This window comes from Vallitalea sediminicola, assembly GCF_054408565.1.
On record NZ_BTPT01000001.1, the window covers coordinates 168,762 to 187,474 of the forward strand.

General features: G+C 31.2%; 17 protein-coding genes. 16 read left to right on the forward strand and 1 reads right to left on the reverse strand.

Going from position 1 to position 18,713, the window contains the following annotated elements; all coding sequences use genetic code 11:
* Nucleotides 1-10 precede the first annotated feature (10 nt).
* Entirely contained in the window at nt 11-1,021 is a 1,011-nt protein-coding gene (locus tag ACX6CF_RS00775; protein ID WP_458783380.1) for an electron transfer flavoprotein subunit alpha/FixB family protein, read from the forward strand.
* A gap of 121 nt (nt 1,022-1,142) precedes the next feature.
* Here ACX6CF_RS00775 and ACX6CF_RS00780 read toward each other — a convergent pair whose 3' ends face one another.
* Complete coding sequence (locus ACX6CF_RS00780; RefSeq protein WP_458783381.1) at nt 1,143-2,891, reverse strand: histidine kinase; 1,749 nt, start codon at nt 2,889-2,891, stop codon at nt 1,143-1,145.
* 207 nt (nt 2,892-3,098) lie between these two features.
* Here ACX6CF_RS00780 and ACX6CF_RS00785 point away from each other — a divergent pair, with 207 nt between their 5' ends.
* From ACX6CF_RS00785 to ACX6CF_RS00855, 15 genes are all read left to right on the forward strand, one after another.
* Nucleotides 3,099-4,691 carry a response regulator transcription factor gene (locus ACX6CF_RS00785; RefSeq protein ID WP_458783382.1) on the forward strand — a complete coding sequence of 531 codons (1,593 nt, stop codon included), beginning with the start codon at nt 3,099-3,101 and terminating at the stop codon, nt 4,689-4,691.
* 436 nt (nt 4,692-5,127) lie between these two features.
* Nucleotides 5,128-6,570: an ABC transporter substrate-binding protein gene (locus ACX6CF_RS00790; RefSeq protein WP_458783383.1), complete on the forward strand. Its 1,443-nt coding sequence runs from the start codon at nt 5,128-5,130 to the stop codon at nt 6,568-6,570.
* Nucleotides 6,571-6,631: 61 nt separating this feature from the next.
* Nucleotides 6,632-7,558, forward strand: coding sequence for a carbohydrate ABC transporter permease (locus ACX6CF_RS00795; protein WP_458783384.1), 927 nt, complete (start codon nt 6,632-6,634; stop codon nt 7,556-7,558).
* 12 nt (nt 7,559-7,570) lie between these two features.
* A complete protein-coding gene (locus tag ACX6CF_RS00800) occupies nt 7,571-8,398 on the forward strand; it encodes a carbohydrate ABC transporter permease (RefSeq protein WP_458783385.1) in 828 nt (275 codons plus the stop codon).
* Nucleotides 8,399-8,410: 12 nt separating this feature from the next.
* Nucleotides 8,411-9,550 carry an ABC transporter ATP-binding protein gene (locus ACX6CF_RS00805; protein ID WP_458783386.1) on the forward strand — a complete coding sequence of 380 codons (1,140 nt, stop codon included), beginning with the start codon at nt 8,411-8,413 and terminating at the stop codon, nt 9,548-9,550.
* A complete protein-coding gene (locus ACX6CF_RS00810) occupies nt 9,550-10,659 on the forward strand; it encodes an ABC transporter ATP-binding protein (RefSeq protein WP_458783387.1) in 1,110 nt (369 codons plus the stop codon). The genes ACX6CF_RS00805 and ACX6CF_RS00810 overlap by 1 nt, the downstream gene beginning before the upstream one ends.
* Before the next feature lie 21 nt (nt 10,660-10,680).
* The gene (locus ACX6CF_RS00815; protein WP_458783388.1) at nt 10,681-11,757 is read left to right on the forward strand and encodes an alcohol dehydrogenase catalytic domain-containing protein; all 1,077 of its coding nucleotides are present in this window, start codon (nt 10,681-10,683) and stop codon (nt 11,755-11,757) included.
* A 52-nt stretch (nt 11,758-11,809) separates the two neighbouring features.
* Entirely contained in the window at nt 11,810-12,268 is a 459-nt protein-coding gene (gene rpiB / locus ACX6CF_RS00820) for a ribose 5-phosphate isomerase B (protein ID WP_458783389.1), read from the forward strand.
* A gap of 57 nt (nt 12,269-12,325) precedes the next feature.
* Nucleotides 12,326-13,333, forward strand: a complete 1,008-nt coding sequence (locus tag ACX6CF_RS00825; RefSeq protein ID WP_458783390.1) for a dihydroxyacetone kinase subunit DhaK — start codon at nt 12,326-12,328, stop codon at nt 13,331-13,333.
* Between the two features lie 30 nt (nt 13,334-13,363).
* A complete protein-coding gene (gene dhaL / locus ACX6CF_RS00830) occupies nt 13,364-14,011 on the forward strand; it encodes a dihydroxyacetone kinase subunit DhaL (RefSeq protein WP_458783391.1) in 648 nt (215 codons plus the stop codon).
* A 30-nt stretch (nt 14,012-14,041) separates the two neighbouring features.
* Complete coding sequence (locus tag ACX6CF_RS00835) at nt 14,042-15,262, forward strand: 6-phosphofructokinase (RefSeq protein ID WP_458783392.1); 1,221 nt, start codon at nt 14,042-14,044, stop codon at nt 15,260-15,262.
* A gap of 470 nt (nt 15,263-15,732) precedes the next feature.
* Nucleotides 15,733-16,068 carry a sulfurtransferase-like selenium metabolism protein YedF gene (yedF, locus tag ACX6CF_RS00840; protein ID WP_458783393.1) on the forward strand — a complete coding sequence of 112 codons (336 nt, stop codon included), beginning with the start codon at nt 15,733-15,735 and terminating at the stop codon, nt 16,066-16,068.
* A gap of 21 nt (nt 16,069-16,089) precedes the next feature.
* Entirely contained in the window at nt 16,090-17,040 is a 951-nt protein-coding gene (gene arcC, locus ACX6CF_RS00845; protein WP_458783394.1) for a carbamate kinase, read from the forward strand.
* A 144-nt stretch (nt 17,041-17,184) separates the two neighbouring features.
* A complete protein-coding gene (locus tag ACX6CF_RS00850) occupies nt 17,185-17,709 on the forward strand; it encodes a peptidylprolyl isomerase (protein WP_458783395.1) in 525 nt (174 codons plus the stop codon).
* A 185-nt stretch (nt 17,710-17,894) separates the two neighbouring features.
* Entirely contained in the window at nt 17,895-18,632 is a 738-nt protein-coding gene (locus ACX6CF_RS00855; protein ID WP_458783396.1) for a hypothetical protein, read from the forward strand.
* Nucleotides 18,633-18,713: the final 81 nt, after the last annotated feature.

Here is an 18,713-nt window from a genome sequence, read left to right on the forward strand (position 1 = left end):
AGGTACAAGATTGAATATTAGTGAGTATAAAGGTGTAATAGTATTTGTAGAACAGAGAGAAGGTATGGTAAGTAAAGTTTCCTTAGAACTTCTTGGAAAAGGAAGAGAATTAGCTGATAATCTTGGTGAAAAATTGACAGCTGTATTGATTGGATATGATATGATAGATAAAACAAAACAACTAATCTATTATGGAGCTGATAAAGTTATCTACGCCGATAATAAAGCTTTTGAAATATATATGACTGAACCTTATGCAAAAGCTATGAGTACAATTATTAATGATAAAAAACCGGAGATTGTCTTATTTGGTGCAACAGCTATAGGAAGAGATCTTGCTCCAAGAATTTCTGCTAGAATACATACAGGACTTACAGCTGATTGTACATCTCTAGAGATTGATGAAGAAAATAATAATCTGCTTATGACAAGACCTGCTTTTGGTGGTAATATATTAGCTACAATCATATGTCCTAATTATAGACCACAGATGTCAACCGTAAGACCAGGAGTTATGCAAAAGCTAGAGAAGGATACTTCAAAAGAAGGAGAAGTAGAACAATACCCAATAGAGATTAATGAATCTGATATGACTTATAAAATCCTAGAAGTAGTAAAAGAAGAAAAAGAAAAAATAAATATTGAAGAAGCTAACGTACTTATATCTGGTGGTAGAGGGATTGGTAAAGCTGAAAACTTCACTATATTAAAAGAATTAGCTAAAAAACTAAAAGGGCAAGTATCAGCATCTAGAGCAGTTGTTGACGCTGGCTGGATTAATAAAGACCATCAAGTCGGTCAAACAGGTAAAACGGTTAGACCTAGTCTATACTTTGCATGTGGTATATCAGGAGCTATTCAACATCTAGCAGGCATGGAAGAATCAGACTACATCATTGCAATCAACAAAGACTCAGAAGCTCCAATATTTGAAGTAGCAGATTTAGGTATAGTTGGTGATGTTCATAAAATTATTCCAGAATTGATTAACCAACTAGAAGCAGTTAAGGAAAAGAGTTAAGAAAATTAAGAAATATATTCAATAAATATAAACCTTGTAGGTATGACCAGTACATCATATATAGGAGAATGGACCAATATTCTAATGTGCTTAGATACTACAAGGTTTATTTTATGATTATTTAATTATCGGATGATTGATACGGGAGGATTAAAGTTACTTTGGTACCTTTACCGACCTGGCTGCTATAAGATAATCCATATTGATTACCAAAATATAGATGTATTCTTTCTTGGATATTCTGTATGCCGATACCACTAAATTTTTTTGTGAGATGTTTATCATTCTTTATATTATTTAAGGTCTGTTCATCCATTCCTGTACCATTATCAATAACTTCTATAATGAGATTATTATCAATGATTGAAGCTTTAATTTCAATAATACCATTATCATCTAGATTTTCAAAACCATGAAAGATAGCATTTTCAACAATTGGTTGTAGAATGAAACGAAGAACCATACAATCCAAAGTGTTTTCTTCAAAAGAATAATTGACCTTGAAAATATTACCATATCTATAGTTTTGTATAGTTATATAATTTTTGATGCTATCAATTTCTTCAGATAATTTTACTGATAAATCTTCTTTTGAAATATTATATTTCAAGAGATTGATGATAGCGGTGACCATATCACTTATATTATCTACATTTTGTAAGATAGCAAGCCATTTAATGGAATCTAGTGTGTTATAAAGAAAATGAGGGTTTATCTGAGCTTGTAAAATCTTAAATTCCATATCAGCTTTTTTCTTTTGCTGATCTACAATCTTATTAATCAATTCGTTAAGTTTAATGATCATATTATTAAAGGAAGTACTTAATTGTCCTAATTCATCATTGCTTTTTACTCTGATCCTAACGTTAAGATTGCCTTGCTCAACTAATTTTATCTTTGTTGTGAGTTTTTTAATAGGCTTAGTTAGTGCTGAAGATACTAGAAAAGAAGCAATTAATGAAATAATGATTACAACAAGAAATATAGTAATAGCTATAGAGCCAAGATAATTAGTGTTTTTATGAATTTTATCTGTTGCTCTGATGGTAATTATTTTCCAGTCACTATTATCAATTACTTGAGAAACTATGATACTATCTTTTCCAAAAACTTTAGTATTTAATTCTGCTTTTTCAAGGGTTAATAGTTCAGGATTCTCTTCAATTACATTATCTAATCTCACATTATAAGGAAAGGTGAAAATGGTTTCTCCTTTGCTATTTATTACAATTACTTTTTCACTATTTTCAATTGAAGATATGGTAAATATTTCTTCAAGATAATTATAGTTGATATCAATAATTATAGTTCCCAGATTTTCTCCTGAAGGAAATTGAAATACTGGTTTTACATATGAAATAACATATAATTCTGAGAATAGATGGTAAGTATTTGGATGAATACTTGTATAGAATTCTTCCAGGGACATGTCCTTATTCAGCATGGAATCATATTTTTCTCTTAACTGATTTTCACGAATAGCCCAATCGCTTGTAAAAAACTGACTATCATGTCCTATTATATATATGCCCTTTATGAATTCATTCACACTGATAATACTTTTAAGCATAGTATTGATTTCATTTTCTATCATAGCTTTTTCGGTGTCATTAGGTGATATATTTCTCTTTAATTCATTTAATATATCTTCATTAGATGATAAAAGCGTAGAAGTATTTGTTACCAATTTCAGGAATAATTCAATGTTATGTTTTGTTTCATTTGATGATTGAATGGAATATTGTATTTCATTTGTTTTAAGGGCTTGGAAAAAAAGTACATATACTACATAGCTGATACATATCAATGATAGGGTCGTTAGTGAACATATTGATAAAAATAATTTGCTCCTAATAGTTATTTTTTTCATTGAGATACCTCTTTCATAATCAGTTCATTATTTAATTCAACTTATGGAGTTATAATATAAAACTTACATATGAAAAACGAATTAAGACGATTAATTGGATAATTTTTTGGTGTGGAAACATTTTTGGATTGCAGTTTATGTCAAATATGCTATAATTATATCATATTATAGCATATAATTTCATTAAAATTTTGTTTGGGGTGAGATATGAAAAAAATACTAATTGCAGATGACGAATTTTTAGTTAGAGTTGGACTTAGGACAACCATTAATTGGGAAGAAAATGGTTATATTATCGTAGGGGAAGCTAAAAACGGCAAAGAAGCTATAGAGCTTTTTGATAAATTTAATCCTGATATTCTATTAACAGATATTCAAATGCCAATAATTAATGGACTAGAACTTATACAAATTCTAAAAGATAAAAAACCATCATTAAAAGCTGTTATACTCACTCATTATGATGATTTTAGTTATGCAAAAGAAGCTATTTCTCTAGGCGCCTCTGAATATATTTTGAAATCTAATTTATCACCTACTAATTTATTAAATATTTTAAATAAATTTCACGATGAAATAAAAAAAGATGGAAAAAAAAGTATAGTTAATAAGAATAAGACTGGTAATAGTACATATAGTGAAAGAAATATAGAGAAGATCTTAACTGGAAAAATTGACTCAGAAGTAGAATTCAAGTCTATACTAAAAAATAGTCGTATAACCCTAGAGTTAGAATCATTTGTTGTAGTAACTTCTGAAATTTACATTGATGATGTTATAGCTTCTAGATATATGGATATAAAAGAATTACTGAAAACAGTAATTACTGTTTCAAACAATACTATTTCAGAAAGCCAAATAAAATTCTTTTATTTTGTGAAGAACAACAGTATGACCTATCTATTCAATCTAGATTGTAGTAAAGGAAATGTTGATGCAAAAGAAAAGATTATTTACTTAGTTAAAAAAATGAGAAAATCAGTTCAGCAATTTTTAGAGGTATGTTTAGATATAGGTATCAGTAAAATTGATGATAATGTGAATAACCTTCCTAGATTATATGATCAGACAACTGTTGCATTACAATATTCGTTTTTTGATGATTCCCAAGATATTGTATTGTATGATGAAAATATGATTATTGAAGATGAAAAATGTCCTGTCATAGATTCAGCAATCTTGAAAAAATGCATTAAAACTCTAAGTGTAGATGAATTAGATAAATACATCCATAATGTTTTCCAGGAACTATATCGTTATAAGAATATTCATTTTGTCAAAGATATATTTATTGACTTTTTAAGCCAAGCAAAATTTATTTCAAAAGAATTGCATCTTAATAGCGGAAACGCTCTTAATGAAAACAAATTCAATTATGATAATTTTGAGCATCTTTATCGTTTTGGAATGGTAAAAAAATATGTAATCGATATTTACCATGAGATAACTAAATTCAATAAGAACAATAGATCCAATAAATATTCTTATATCATTTCAAAAGTAATTGAATATATAAAAAATAATTATAATAAAGATATAGCATTATCAGAAGTAGCCAATCATGTTCAAATAAGTAAAAGTTATTTAAGTCTGCTATTCAAACAAGAGACCGGAATTAATTACAGTAGTTTTCTGACCAACATGCGTATAGAAAAATCAAAGAAATTTTTAATGGATTCCAATTATAAAATTTATGAAGTAGCAGAAAAAGTTGGATTTGACAATCCTTATTATTATAGTAAAGTATTCAAAGATATCACAGGAATGACCTGTAAAGATTATAGGAAATCGAATATGTAAAAAGAATATTATTATAAACTACTAAATTATTTTGTCATTTATTAAAAATAATTTAGTAGTTTTTTTTATTATATAAAAAAATATAATTTGTTTTGATAATGTTAATTTTTTATCAAAAGATATTATAAAAAATAAAAGGATTATTTATTTTAATTTAGAAAATTAACCTGTATAATGTGAAATATAAACAAAAAACAGTCGAAAATAGCAACAAAAACCATAAAAATTACCATGAAATATTAGACGATTATGATGGATATAACTAAATTAATGAGGAATGATAATTGTAATAAGATTTCTAGCTAGGTTGATACTTCTAACTATTGAATAGAAAAATTAAAGGAAGGGGGCAGTTAGTTTCTACTGCTAAGGTGATTCTGTTACAGAAGAAGTATTATATTTTAGCTGAAATATATATTATTAAGGAGGAAAAGGTATGATTAAAAGTATTTGGAAAAGATTACTTAGTTTTGGATTAATCTTAGTTCTTTTATTTTCTTTAACGGGTTGCGGTGGTAAAAATACGAATGGAACATCAAATCAATCCGATAATTCTACTAAGAAAGCTATAGAAGATGCAAAGAAAACTGGATTTAGCTGGGACATGGCTAAGGGAGAAGAAATAAAAATCCTTTTTAATCAACATCCTTACGCAGAAGCAGTTATTAAAAAAATTCCTGATTTTGAGGAGAAGACAGGAATTAAAGTAGACTACTCTATAACTCCAGAAGAAAATTATTTCGATAAGGTAACAACTTCTTTAAATAGTCGTTCAGGTGATCCTGATATATTTATGACTGGAGCATATCAGATATGGGAATATGCACCGCCAGGATATATACAAGATCTAAGTGAATTCATTGATGATCCTAATATGACAGCAAGTGATTATAATGTTGATGATTTCTATTCAGGAATATTAGGAGCGTTAAGATGGGATTTAGTACCAGGACATAAGACAGGGACAGGTCCTCAATGGGCACTTCCTATGGGATTTGAAGCTTATACTTTGGCGTATAACAAAAGAGTATTTGAAGAACAGGGATTAAAACCACCTAAAACTATGGAAGAATTATTGGAAGTAACAACTAAGTTAAATGAATTTGATGGTAAAGGAACATATGGACTAGCTCTTAGAGGTTCAAGAAACTGGGCAACCATTCATCCGGGATACATGTCTACTTTTATTAACTATGGAGCAAAAGATTTTGAGATAGAAGACGGAAAATTAGTTTCCAAAGTCAATTCCAAAGAAGCTGTTGAAATGACAGATATGTGGGCTAATCTAATTAGATCTGGTGGATCTCCTTCATGGTCAAGTTATACATGGTATCAAGCATCAGCAGACCTAGGAGCAGGAAAAGCTGCTATGTTATTTGATGCAGATGTTGTTAGTTATTTCCAAAATCCAGAAGGAGCATCAAAAGAAGCTGGAAATATTTCATGGGTCAGTGCACCATTACCTGAAGGAAAAACAGAAATTAATTCTAACCTATGGACTTGGGCATTAGCTATGAACAAGGAATCAAAACATAAACAAGCATCATGGTTATTCTTACAATATTTTACAGGAAAAGAATATTCTTTATGGGCATCAGTGAATGCAAAAGTAGTTAATCCAGCACGTCAATCAGTATTTGAACACCCTGATTTCGTTGAAGTACTAGATAAAGCTGATGGGTATGCAGAAGTATTTAAAGAGACTATAGATGGTACAACCATTCAATTTACACCACAACCTCATTTCTTTGAGACTACAACTGAATGGGCAGCTACATTACAAGAGATTGTGGCAGGTAAATATGGTTCAACTCAAGAAGGTTTGGACGCATTACAAAAGAAAATCAATAAAACCGTAGAAGACATCGAGGTAAAATAGTCTAACATTACTAATCAAGGAGGATAGCAATCCTCCTTGTATTAAACAGGGGGACTTAACAATGAGTACACAGAATGAAAAAATTATCAATAATAGTCGTTATACGAAAATTCCATTTCTAGTTAAAGCTAGACCTTATCTAATCATGCTACCAGCACTATTGATTACTATAGGAATACTCTATCCATTTGGTATTGCCATATATTATTCCTTAACTAATTTTTCTTTTAGAAGCCCTACATACGATTTTGTTGGACTGAAAAACTGGACAGAGATGTTTCTTAATAGAGATTTTTGGCATGCGGTATTAGTTACTGGAAAATATGCATTGTTTACTACGGGTTCAGAAATGTTATTGGGTTTAGGAATAGCATTATTGCTAAGTAGATCAAGCCGTTTTACTAAAATACTAAAAGTTGTTCTAATATTCCCTTTGATGATTGCTCCTGTAATTGCTACATTAATATGGCAATTAATGACAAACACATCTGTCGGTATTTTAGAAAAATTCTTAAATATATTTGGGATATACAATTTTCCTTGGGCTTCATCAGCAGAGACCGCAATGTTTACAGCCACAGTTATAGATATATGGGTGTACGCACCTTTTGTTATCATATTAATTCTGGCAGGTATTCAATCATTACCAAAATCACCCTTTGAATCAGCCAAAATTGATGGTGGTTCAGCGTGGTTTACCTTTAAAACATTGACATTACCTATGTTGAAACCATTTATGTACATTGCTCTTATCTTTAGATTAATGGCTTCATTACAAGAATTTTCCATTATATTTGCTCTTACAAAAGGAGGACCGGGGGATACACTTATGAATCTCTCCATAACTGGATATAACACAGGATTTGCATTTTTGAAACTTGGAAAGTCTTTACCGTATGTGTTGTTCTTATGGGTTCTTATATATATCATCAGCAAAAAATTGGTCGGTAAATGGCTAAGTGTTCAAAAAAATGCATCTGGTAACTAGAGGAGGATTAAGATGGATAGACGTAGAATGCGTATTTTAGGCAAAATTGGAAGAAATACTTTATTAGCACTATATGCAATATTTGCATTGTTTCCATTATTATGGATGTTAATTATTACTTTTAAAAGTGATACAGAAATGTATACTACTACTTTTTTATTTAAACCTACCCTTGACAACTATGTGGAAGTACTTTTGAAAACAAATTATTTTAAGGCATTCTTGGATAATATTATTGTAAGTAGTGGTGCGGTAATTATATCGGTCATAGTAGGTGTTCCGGCGGCATACGCCCTTGCACGTTATAACTTCAAGAAAAAAGAAGATTTAGCTTTTACAATATTATCATTTAGATTTGCTCCCGAAATTCTAGTTATTCTACCATTATTTATGATATATCAAAAATTAGGTATTTATGATACTTACTTCGGGTTGATTTGGGTTTATCAATTGATCACACTGCCTTTATTGATCTGGGTGCTTAGAGGTTATTTTGAAGATATATCAGTAGAAGTTGAACAAGCTGCACAGCTTGATGGTTATTCATGGTACCATGTTTTCTGGAAAATACTATTACCATTGATTAAACCTGGGTTAGTGGCATCGGCACTTCTTTCATTTATATTTGCGTGGAATAGTTTTACATTCCCGTTATTATTGAATGGGTTTAAGATTGAAACAGTTACAGTAGCTTCATTAAAATATATTGCTTCAGATACAGTACATTATGGACAAATGGCAGTAGCATCAACAATAGCAGCATTGCCTGAGGTGATATTAGCCTTAATCATTCAAAAGCATCTAGTAAGAGGTTTAAGTTTTGGAGCGGTAAAAGGATAAGGAGATGAATTCATGGCTCATATTGAATTAAATAATATAACAAAAAAATTTAACAAAGTTACTGCACTAGATAATATAAGTTTAGAAGTTAAAGATAAAGAGTTCTTTGTTTTATTTGGTCCAGCAGGTGCAGGAAAAACAACCATATTAAAGACAATAGCAGGAATAGAATTTCCTAATGATGGATTAGTGAAAATAGATGATGATATTGTTAATCTAGTAGAACCAGCAAAAAGAAATGTTTCTATGGTATTCGAGAATTATGCTCTGTATCCTCATATATCTGTTTATGATAATATAGCGTCTCCTATGCGAAGTCCTCTGTATAAAAAGGATGAAGAGTTCATAAAAAAAGAAGTCTACAGAGTAGCTTCCATGATGAAGATTGATCATTTGATGGACAGATTACCAAGTCAGTTGAGTAATGGGCAGAGACAGCGTGTGGCACTTGGGAGATGTTTAGTCAGAGAGCCAAATGTATTCTTGATGGATGAGCCATTGGCACACCTTGATGCTAAGCTGAGACATTTCATGAGAGCTGAACTTAAAGAAATGCAGTCAAGTTTTAATACTACAACCATCTACGTGACCCACGATTATCTCGAAGCACTTAGCCTGGGGGATAGGATAGGTATCATAAATAATGGTGCTATTGAACAAATAGGGACAGCGGATGAAGTGTATTATACACCAGCGAATGAATTCGTTGCAAGACTGATTGGAGAACCAGAGATAAATATATTCAATGCTAAGTTAGTGAATGATAATGGAATATTAAAGGTCAATATGCTAGGACAAGAAAAATTATTTGATTTAGCAGATGAAGTAATAGAAATACTTGCTGAACAAAATAATGAAGTAATAGATTTGGGGATTAGAGGAACTAACATCAGTTATAGTTTCAGTAAGGAAGATGATGATTATATCAAGGGGCTGGTCTATACTCTAGAACCTATTGGTAATAAATCTGTCTTGATAGTTAATGTTAATGATGAACTCATCAGATTAATTGCTCCCAATAATCTTAATGCATCATTGGATTCTGAAATTTATATAAAGATAGATATGAAGAATGCTCTGTTTTTTAATAATGAAGATAAAACATTTATTATTAGAAATAATCAAGAGAGGCTGATAAAGGGGATGGCATAATGGCAAAGTTGATACTGAAGAATGTTTATAAAAGATATGATAATAACAAGAAAAAGAAGCAAAACGATTATGCAGTTAATGATTATAGTCTAGAATGTAAAGATGGGGAATTTATTGGGATACTTGGTCCTTCAGGTTGTGGAAAGACAACAACTTTACGTATGATAGCAGGACTTGAGGATATTACTAGTGGTGAGATTTTTATTGGAGAGACTAAAGTCAATGATTTACACCCTAAGGAAAGACATATTGGTTTAGCTTTTGAAGATTATGCCTTGTATCCACCACTTAATGTATATGACAATATCGCTTTTAATCTAAGAGCTAAAAAAGTTGATGAAGAAGAAATACATAAAGAAATTATGAGAATAGCTCCTATATTAAAAGTAGATGACTTGTTGGAGAGCAGACCAGTTGGTCTTAGCGGAGGACAAAAACAGCGTGTCAATATTGCAAGAGCCATTGTAAGGAAACCCAAATTACTATTACTGGACGAACCATTATCCCACTTGGATGGAAAAATGAGACAGGTTCTTAGGACAGAGATAAAAAGGTTACATAAAGAAATTAAATGTACAACCATAATTGTTACTCATGACCAGCTGGAGGCTATGTCTCTTGCAGATAGAATTGCGATTATGAAAGACGGAAAATTACAACAATTTGGATCACCCTTAGAAGTATATGATAATCCTGTCAATGAATTTGTAGCTGGTTTCATTGGGGAACCTCCCATGAATCTTATGACGGTAGATATAACAAAACATGATAAGGAGCTGTTTTTTGATTTCAAAGGAAGCGATGTGAGGATTGGAGTTCCAAAAAGGTATCAATCCATTGTTAAGGAAGGTATGACAGTAAAATTGGGTGTAAGACCTACAGACCTACTTATTGGAAATGAGGATAGCAAAGGTTCAAAAGTTAAGGTATCGGTATTTGAGAATCTAGGGGAAGAAAGACGTATAAGTATAAGAGTCGGGCAAGAATTCCTTACGCTTATAACAACTGAAGAAATAAGATATAAGCAAGGAGATATCATAAAATTAGAAGTCAATGCAGAAAAAACACATTTGTTTGATATGGAAACAGGAGAAAGAATAAATCCATAAATAATTTAAAGGAGGATCATTATGTCAAATTTACCTGAAAAGATGAAAGCATTAGTAGCTTATGCCCCTATGGACTATCGCTTGGAAGAGGTTGATGTTCCGAGAGCAGGAGAAGGAGAAATCATTATAAAAGTGGAAGCTTGTGGTGTTTGTGCAGGAGATATAAAAGCATATCATGGAGCACCTAGTTTCTGGGGTGGAGAAGGAAATCCAGCCTACATAAAAGCACCTATGATTCCAGGACATGAATTCATTGGGACCATTGTAGAAATGGGATCTAATGTAAAAGGTGATTTCAAAATGGGTGATAGGGTTATATCTGAACAGATTGTTCCTTGTTGGGAATGTAAATTCTGTAAGACAGGAAGACATTGGATGTGCCAAAAGCATGATGTATATGGATTCCAAAATAACGTTAATGGTGGCATGGCAGAATATATGAAGTTTCCAAAAGAGTCATTGAATTACCATGTTCCAAAAGATCTTCCAATAGAAAAGGCTATATTGATTGAACCATATGCTTGTTCAAAACATTGTGTGGATAGAGGAAACATAGGAAATGAAGATATCGTTGTATTATCAGGTTGTGGAACACTTGGACTTGGAATGGTTGGAGCAATCAAACAAAAAAATCCTGAATTGTTGATTGTATTAGACCTAAAAGATGACCGTTTAGATTTAGCTAAAGAATTTGGTGCTGATATGGTGATGAATCCAGCCAAAGAGAATGTGATAGAAAAAATAATGGAATTGACAGAAGGCTATGGATGTGATGTCTATATAGAAGCAACTGGACATCCAAAGAGTGTACAACAAGGATTAGAAGCTATTAGAAAAATGGGTACATTCGTTGAATTCAGTGTGTTCAAAGACTTAGCAACTGCGGATTGGAGTATCATAAGTGATAGAAAAGAGTTGAATCTATATGGTGCTCACCTTAGTCCATATTGTTATGAACCAGTCATTGAATGGATTGGTAATGGTAAGTTACCTACAGAAGGTGTAGTAACTCATAAATTACCATTAGAAGAATGGAAAAAGGCTTTTGAAATAGCAGAAAAGGGAGATAATTCTCTAAAAGTAGTTCTAATGACATAGCAGAAGATAGAAATCAATATAATCAATACCAATTTCCATAGGGAGGGATATTATGTCAATTGTAATAGGATGCGACGAAGCTGCATATGAACTAAAGGAAAAGATAAAGGAATATTTAATACAGATTGGTCAAGAAGTAGAAGATTATGGAGTATATGATGAACAACCAGTATTATATCCTGACATAGCTGTAAAAGTAGCAAAAGCAATTAAAGATGATAAATTTGAAAGAGGAATACTCATTTGTGGTACTGGCATCGGTATGGCTATAACGGCTAATAAAGTACCAGGAATCAGAGCAGCTGTATGCCATGACCCTTATTCTGCTGAAAGAGCTAGAAAAAGTAACAATGCTCAGATTATGACAATGGGAGCAAGAGTCATCGGTACAGAATTAGCTAAACAGCTTGTAACAATATGGTTAGACTCAGAATTTCAATATGGTGGTTCTTTGTCAAAAGTTGAAAGAATAAGCGATTACGAAAAAGAATTCCAAAAGAGTTGTAACTAAAATCACATAAAAATGAATGTATTGAAATGAATTATATATATAGAAAGGAAAATGTATATGCAAAGAATTATTAATAATCCAAATGAAGTTGTTGAAGATATGTTGAAAGGTTTTGTTAAGACACACGCTGATATAGTAGAGAAAACTGATAATTTAAGAGTATTAAAGTATAAGGATGCTCCAGTAGAAGGAAAAGTAGGGGTTGTAACAGGTGGTGGTTCAGGTCATAAGCCCGCTTTTATAGGATACATTGGTAAGAATATGATAGATGCAGTAGCTATTGGTGAAATCTTTTCTTCACCTACAGCAAAATCATTTTATGATTCATTTAAAATAGCTGATGCAGGTAAAGGCGTAGCATGTTTGTACGGTAATTATGCTGGAGATAATATGAATGTAAAAATGGCATTGGAAATGGCAAAAATGGAAGGTATTGATGTGAAAACTGTTGTAGCAAATGATGATGTTGCTTCAGCACCTAAGTCAGAAAGAGAAAAAAGACGAGGTGTTGCCGGAGAAATCATCATGTGGAAAGTTGGAGGAGCAAAAGCAGCTCTAGGTGGAAGTCTAGATGAGGTCATTGAAGTATCACAAAAAGCAATAGATAATACGAGAAGTGTAGGTATTGGGCTCTCACCTTGTACCATACCTGCTGTAGGTAAACCTAATTTCATGATAAAAGAAGGTACAATGGAAGTTGGTATAGGTCATCATGGTGAGCCTGGTATAAAGGTAAGCGAGTTAAAGACAGCAGACGAAATGGCTGAGTCAATGCTTGATATTATATTACCAGATTATCCTTTTGTAGAAAATGATGAAGTAGTTGCCTTGGTATCTGGTCTTGGGGCAACTTCAGTGATGGAGTTATATATTTTTTATAACAAAGTAGAAGAAATATTAAATGGAAAAGGAATCAAAGTCTATAAATCTTATGTAGGTAATTATTTTACTTCTCTGGATATGATGGGAGTTACACTTACATTAACAAAATTAGATGATGAATTAAAAGAACTTATAGATGTAGAAGTAGATACAATGGGACTTACACAATTTAATTCAAAATAATTATCATGAACTTTATAAGGAGTGGAAAAAATGACTTATATATTAAATAAAAATAGTTCAATCATTGTAGACAATTTGATTGAAACAATAATTGATAATACAGAATATTTAAGTGAAATTGATGGAGCTATTGGTGATGGTGATCATGGAATCAATATGAATAAAGGTTTTTCATTATGCAAAGCCAGATTGGCAGATAAAGAAGTTGATCTAGCAGAAGCTCTCAAGACATTGGGACTAGTTCTTATGATGGAGATTGGAGGATCCATGGGACCTCTATATGGTACATTTTTTGTGGAAATGTCAAAAGTTATCAATGATAAGAAAGAAATTGATAAATACCTTTTCAGCAAAATGATAAACGCAGCTAAAAAAGGGATACAATCATTAGGTAATGCAAAAGTAGGAGATAAAACCATGATGGATACCCTAGTTCCTGCTGTAGAAACATTTGATCAAGAAATTTCTCGCGGTAAGAGTTTTGTAGAAGCCATGGAAGCTATGAAGTCTGCTGCAGAAAAAGGAAAAGATTCAACTATAGATCTTGTAGCCAAAATTGGTAGAGCCAGTAGATTAGGTGAGAGATCAAGAGGTGTATTAGATGCAGGAGCGGTATCTTGCTATCTAATATTAGCATGTATCATTGACTCAAGCATAGAATTAATAAAAGATATGTAATGTGAATTCACATACGAATGGAGAGATTGTATGAAAAATGCTATAGTTGCTCAGTCAGGAGGACCTACAGCAGTAATAAATGCCAGTGCCATTGGAGTAATCAGCAGTATTCTAGAAAGCAAGTGTTATGATAAAATATATGGTGGAATCAATGGTATTCAAGGAATTCTACAAAAGAAAATTGTAGATCTTTCTCATTTAGACAATAAGCAATTAGAACGTATTAAGTATACACCTTCTTCATTTCTTGGATCATGTAGATATAAATTAAAAGATCATAATGAACAAGATGAAGAGTACTTACAATTATTTAAAATATTAGATGAGTTAGAAGTCCAGACGTTATTTTATATTGGTGGCAATGATTCAATGGATACTGTTAGCAAGTTGAGTGATTATGTTCAGTTAAAAGGTTTGGATAAACAAATAATAGGTATACCTAAAACTATTGATAATGATTTATGTCACACAGACCATACACCTGGATATGGAAGTACGGTAAAATATATTGTAACCACCATACTAGAAACATATTTGGATTTTAATGCTTATGATAATAAAGGTATTTTTATTTTAGAAACAATGGGAAGAGATACAGGTTGGTTAGCCGCAAGTGGCGTCATTGCAAAAATAAATGGGAAAGCCATTGTAGACTTTATATACTTGCCAGAAATAGAGTTTTCACAAAAAAAATTTTTAGAAGAGATAGCAGAAAAATATATAGAAAAAAAGATAGTTTATATAGTCGTGTCCGAAGGAATCAAAGACAAACAGGGAAGATATTTTTTTGGTTCAACTTCAACTGAACATGATGCATTTTCACATTCACAGCTGGGTGGAGTAAGCAAATATCTAAAAAAATTGATTGTTGAAAAAGGTATCACTACAAGAGTTAAAACATTTGAACTTAATATTGCTCAGCGGTGTAGTATGCATTGTGTATCTCATAGAGATATTGAAGAGTCCTATTTGTTAGGAAAAGAAGCAGTTATATACTCTAATGATGGATATACAGGTTTCATGGTTGGTATTAAGCGAAAACAAACAGAACATTATGAAATTGAAACATTTAGGGTTGAAGCGTCAACTGTTGCTAATAATATAAAATATTTTCCTGCTGAATGGATTAATACATCAAAAAATAATATTAAGAAAGATGCTATAGAGTATATTTCTCCATTAATAGCAACGTCCCAAGAGCTATTAATCAATAATGGGCTTCCAAATTATTTTTGTTTTGAGGAAAAGTAAAAATTGATATTATAATAATCAAAGAAGTAATACTACCTAAGTGAATTCAGGGTATTACTTCTTTCGTGATTTATAGAAATAGTTGAACTTGAAAATAGTGGTGTGGAGGCCTTCCTAATTTTAAATAATAATAATGTGTTTTGGGTTATTCTAATTAAGTTTTACGGGTTAATAATTACTATAGTACATCATAATTATCGAATTATTAAATTAAACAAAGTATTTAGACTTTTATTAAAAAAATATTATGGGCAATTATACACATTGTGGTATAATTGATTTACATATTAATAATCTATAAAAAGTCTTATTTCAAAAATTGAAATAAGGCTTCTTCATTCAGAAATACATTAGATATGGATAGTGAATATAACTATTTTCAAGATTACTCCTATGAATACAAAAATATTATTCATGGATCTATGAACTATATGGTATAATATGGTGATAAAAATTATAGGAGTGATAAAATGGAAAAAGTTATAGTTATCAATAATGATGTATTTGGTCAAGGAGATAGAATTTTAGGAGAGAAGCTAATGGGCGCTTTTCTTAAGAAAATTTGGGCTAGAAATGAAAAGCCTGAAACAATATTGTTCTATAATGCAGGTGTGAAACTTACAGTAAAAGGTTCTACAGTCCTTGATGTGCTTACTGGACTAAGTGAATCAGGAGTAGAGTTATTAGCATGTGGAACATGTATTGATTTCTATGAATTGAAAGAAAAGATGATGGTTGGTAGGATAAGTAATATGGAGGAGATTTCATCAATAATGATGGAAGCCAAGAGTGTTATAACAATTTAACTTGATTGGAGGAAAGGTGTTATGGGTAAGTTAGCTATAATAGCTATTGGGGGTAATTCTTTAATCAAAGATAAAAAGCATCAGTCAGTAGACGATCAATACATAGCAGTTTGTGAAACAGTAAAACATATTGTTGATGTTATTGAAGAAGGTTATGAGGTAATTGTAACACATGGGAATGGTCCACAAGTGGGATTCATGATGAGGCGTTCAGAAATCGCTCATGAAACTAATGATATGCATTTAGTGCCATTGGTTAATTGTGATGCGGATACACAAGGGGCTATAGGCTATCAGATACAACAAGCATTACAAAATGAATTTCATAAAAGGGGAATCAAGAAAAAAGCTACTACAGTTGTAAGTCAAGTTGAAGTTGATAAAAAAGATAAAGCTTTTTCTAACCCTGCAAAACCTATTGGTTCTTTTTATGGTGAAGATCAAGTAGATAAAATAAAAAAAGAACATCCTAATTGGATAATGGTAAACGATTCAGGAAGAGGATATAGAAGGGTTGTGCCTTCACCTATGCCAATAAACATTATTGAACAAGATTCAATAGAATTATTAATTGAAAAAGGTGTTACAGTTATAGCTGTAGGTGGTGGCGGAATACCTGTAATAAGAGATGAAGAAGATAATTTGATAGGGGTTAATGCTGTAATAGATAAAGATAATGCATCAAGCTTATTAGCTAGTGAACTGAATGCTGATTTGTTTGTTATATCAACTGCTATACCTAATGTATGTATTAATTTCGGAAAAGAAAATGAAGAAAAACTTCATAATGTTGATGTTGATAAAATTAAAAATCTACGAGATGAAGGACATTTTGCTCCAGGAAGTATGCTTCCCAAAATTAATGCGTGTATCAATTTCCTGGAAAATGGAGGAAAGAAAGCTATTATCACATGTCCAGAGGAATTAAAACAAGCAGTAATAGGTGAAAAAGGAACTATAATATCTATATAAGTTGAATTAAATAATAGCTATAGAACCCAATAATTAGTTAGTTCTATTCAACTTATAAAATCAAAGAAAATATATTGAAGTATTCTTCATTATAGATTACAATATAATGGAAACAATAATAAATATAATGAAAGGTGATAAATAATGGAGAATAAAAAACCTATAGTTACAATGGAAATTGATAATGGTAATAAGATTGAGATAGAATTATATCCTAATATAGCTCCTAACACAGTAAATAACTTTATTTCTTTAGTTAAGAAAGGATTCTATGATGGACTTACTTTTCATAGAGTAATTCCTGGTTTTATGATACAAGGAGGATGCCCTGACGGTACTGGAATGAGTGGCCCAGGATATTCAATAAAAGGTGAATTCAACGGGAATAAATTCACTAATGAGTTAAAGCATTCAAAGGGTGTAATATCTATGGCAAGAGCAGGAGATCCTAATTCAGCTGGTTCACAATTTTTTCTTATGGTTGCAGATGCACCTCATCTAGATGGTCAATATGCAGGATTTGGAAAAGTTGTTTCAGGAATCGAAGAAGCTGATAGAATTGTAAGTGTTGATAGAGATTATTCAGATAAACCACATGAACCACAAGTAATTAAAAAAGTTACTGTAGATACATTTGGAATAGAATATGATCCAGTAGTGACATTATAACAATGTGATTATTTAAACTAAACCATATATTGTTTGCTGAGCATTATTGAGTGCTAAGCAATAATATATGGTTTTATATTTGAGTTAATTTAATTATTATTAATTATATAGTAATAGTTTCTAAACATTTTCATGGTATACTCATTTAGACAATTATTAATAGGCAAAAGTTAGGAGAAACATTAATGAGAAAGTTAAGTATTTATTTAGTAATATTCGTAGTATTAATTGCAGGATGCAGTTCATCCAGCAAAAAAGAAAAATTAGATGTAGACGTATACAGCTCAGATGGATCAAGCAATAATATTGTTGTTAATGAAGATAATGATGAAATAGCTGAAGATGATATAGAAGAAAATATAATTACTATAGATACAATATTTCCAGATGAGATAGGTTTTGGATGGATATATAATGGAACTCTAGATTATGGCAGAAAAGAAGAAATAATCAAGTGTTATACAGAAGATACTGTCAAGCACATTATTATTGAAGGTGAAGAAGACGATCTTAGTGACGGAGAGAGTGGTCATGATTCTACATTCAAAAAGGATTTTCAAATAACTGCGGATGGAATTATGTTAAGTCACAAAGGTTCACCTGTATATCTGGATAACCAAGATTTCTATTTATTGAAAAATCCTATTGAGGTAGGTAATTCATGGGAACTTGAATGGTATTATGGGGCAAAAGCCAAAACTGAAATTATTGATGTGACAGATACTACTATTGTAACAGAAACAGTAATAACAGATGATAATGACGATTATTATTTCAAGAAAGCTAGAACAACATTTGAACAAGGTAAAGGAATATTAACTCTAGAAAAAACCGCAGAAGAAGATTTTACAATAACTGAAAAAATATATACTTTTGGAAAAGATTATCTAAAAGAAGTAGTAGATACAGAAAATAATCAGTAATAATAAAAAGTTGAATTGAGCTAAGAGTATATCAGCTGAAACCGGTATACTCTTATTTTTTATATCAGATAATATTATTGA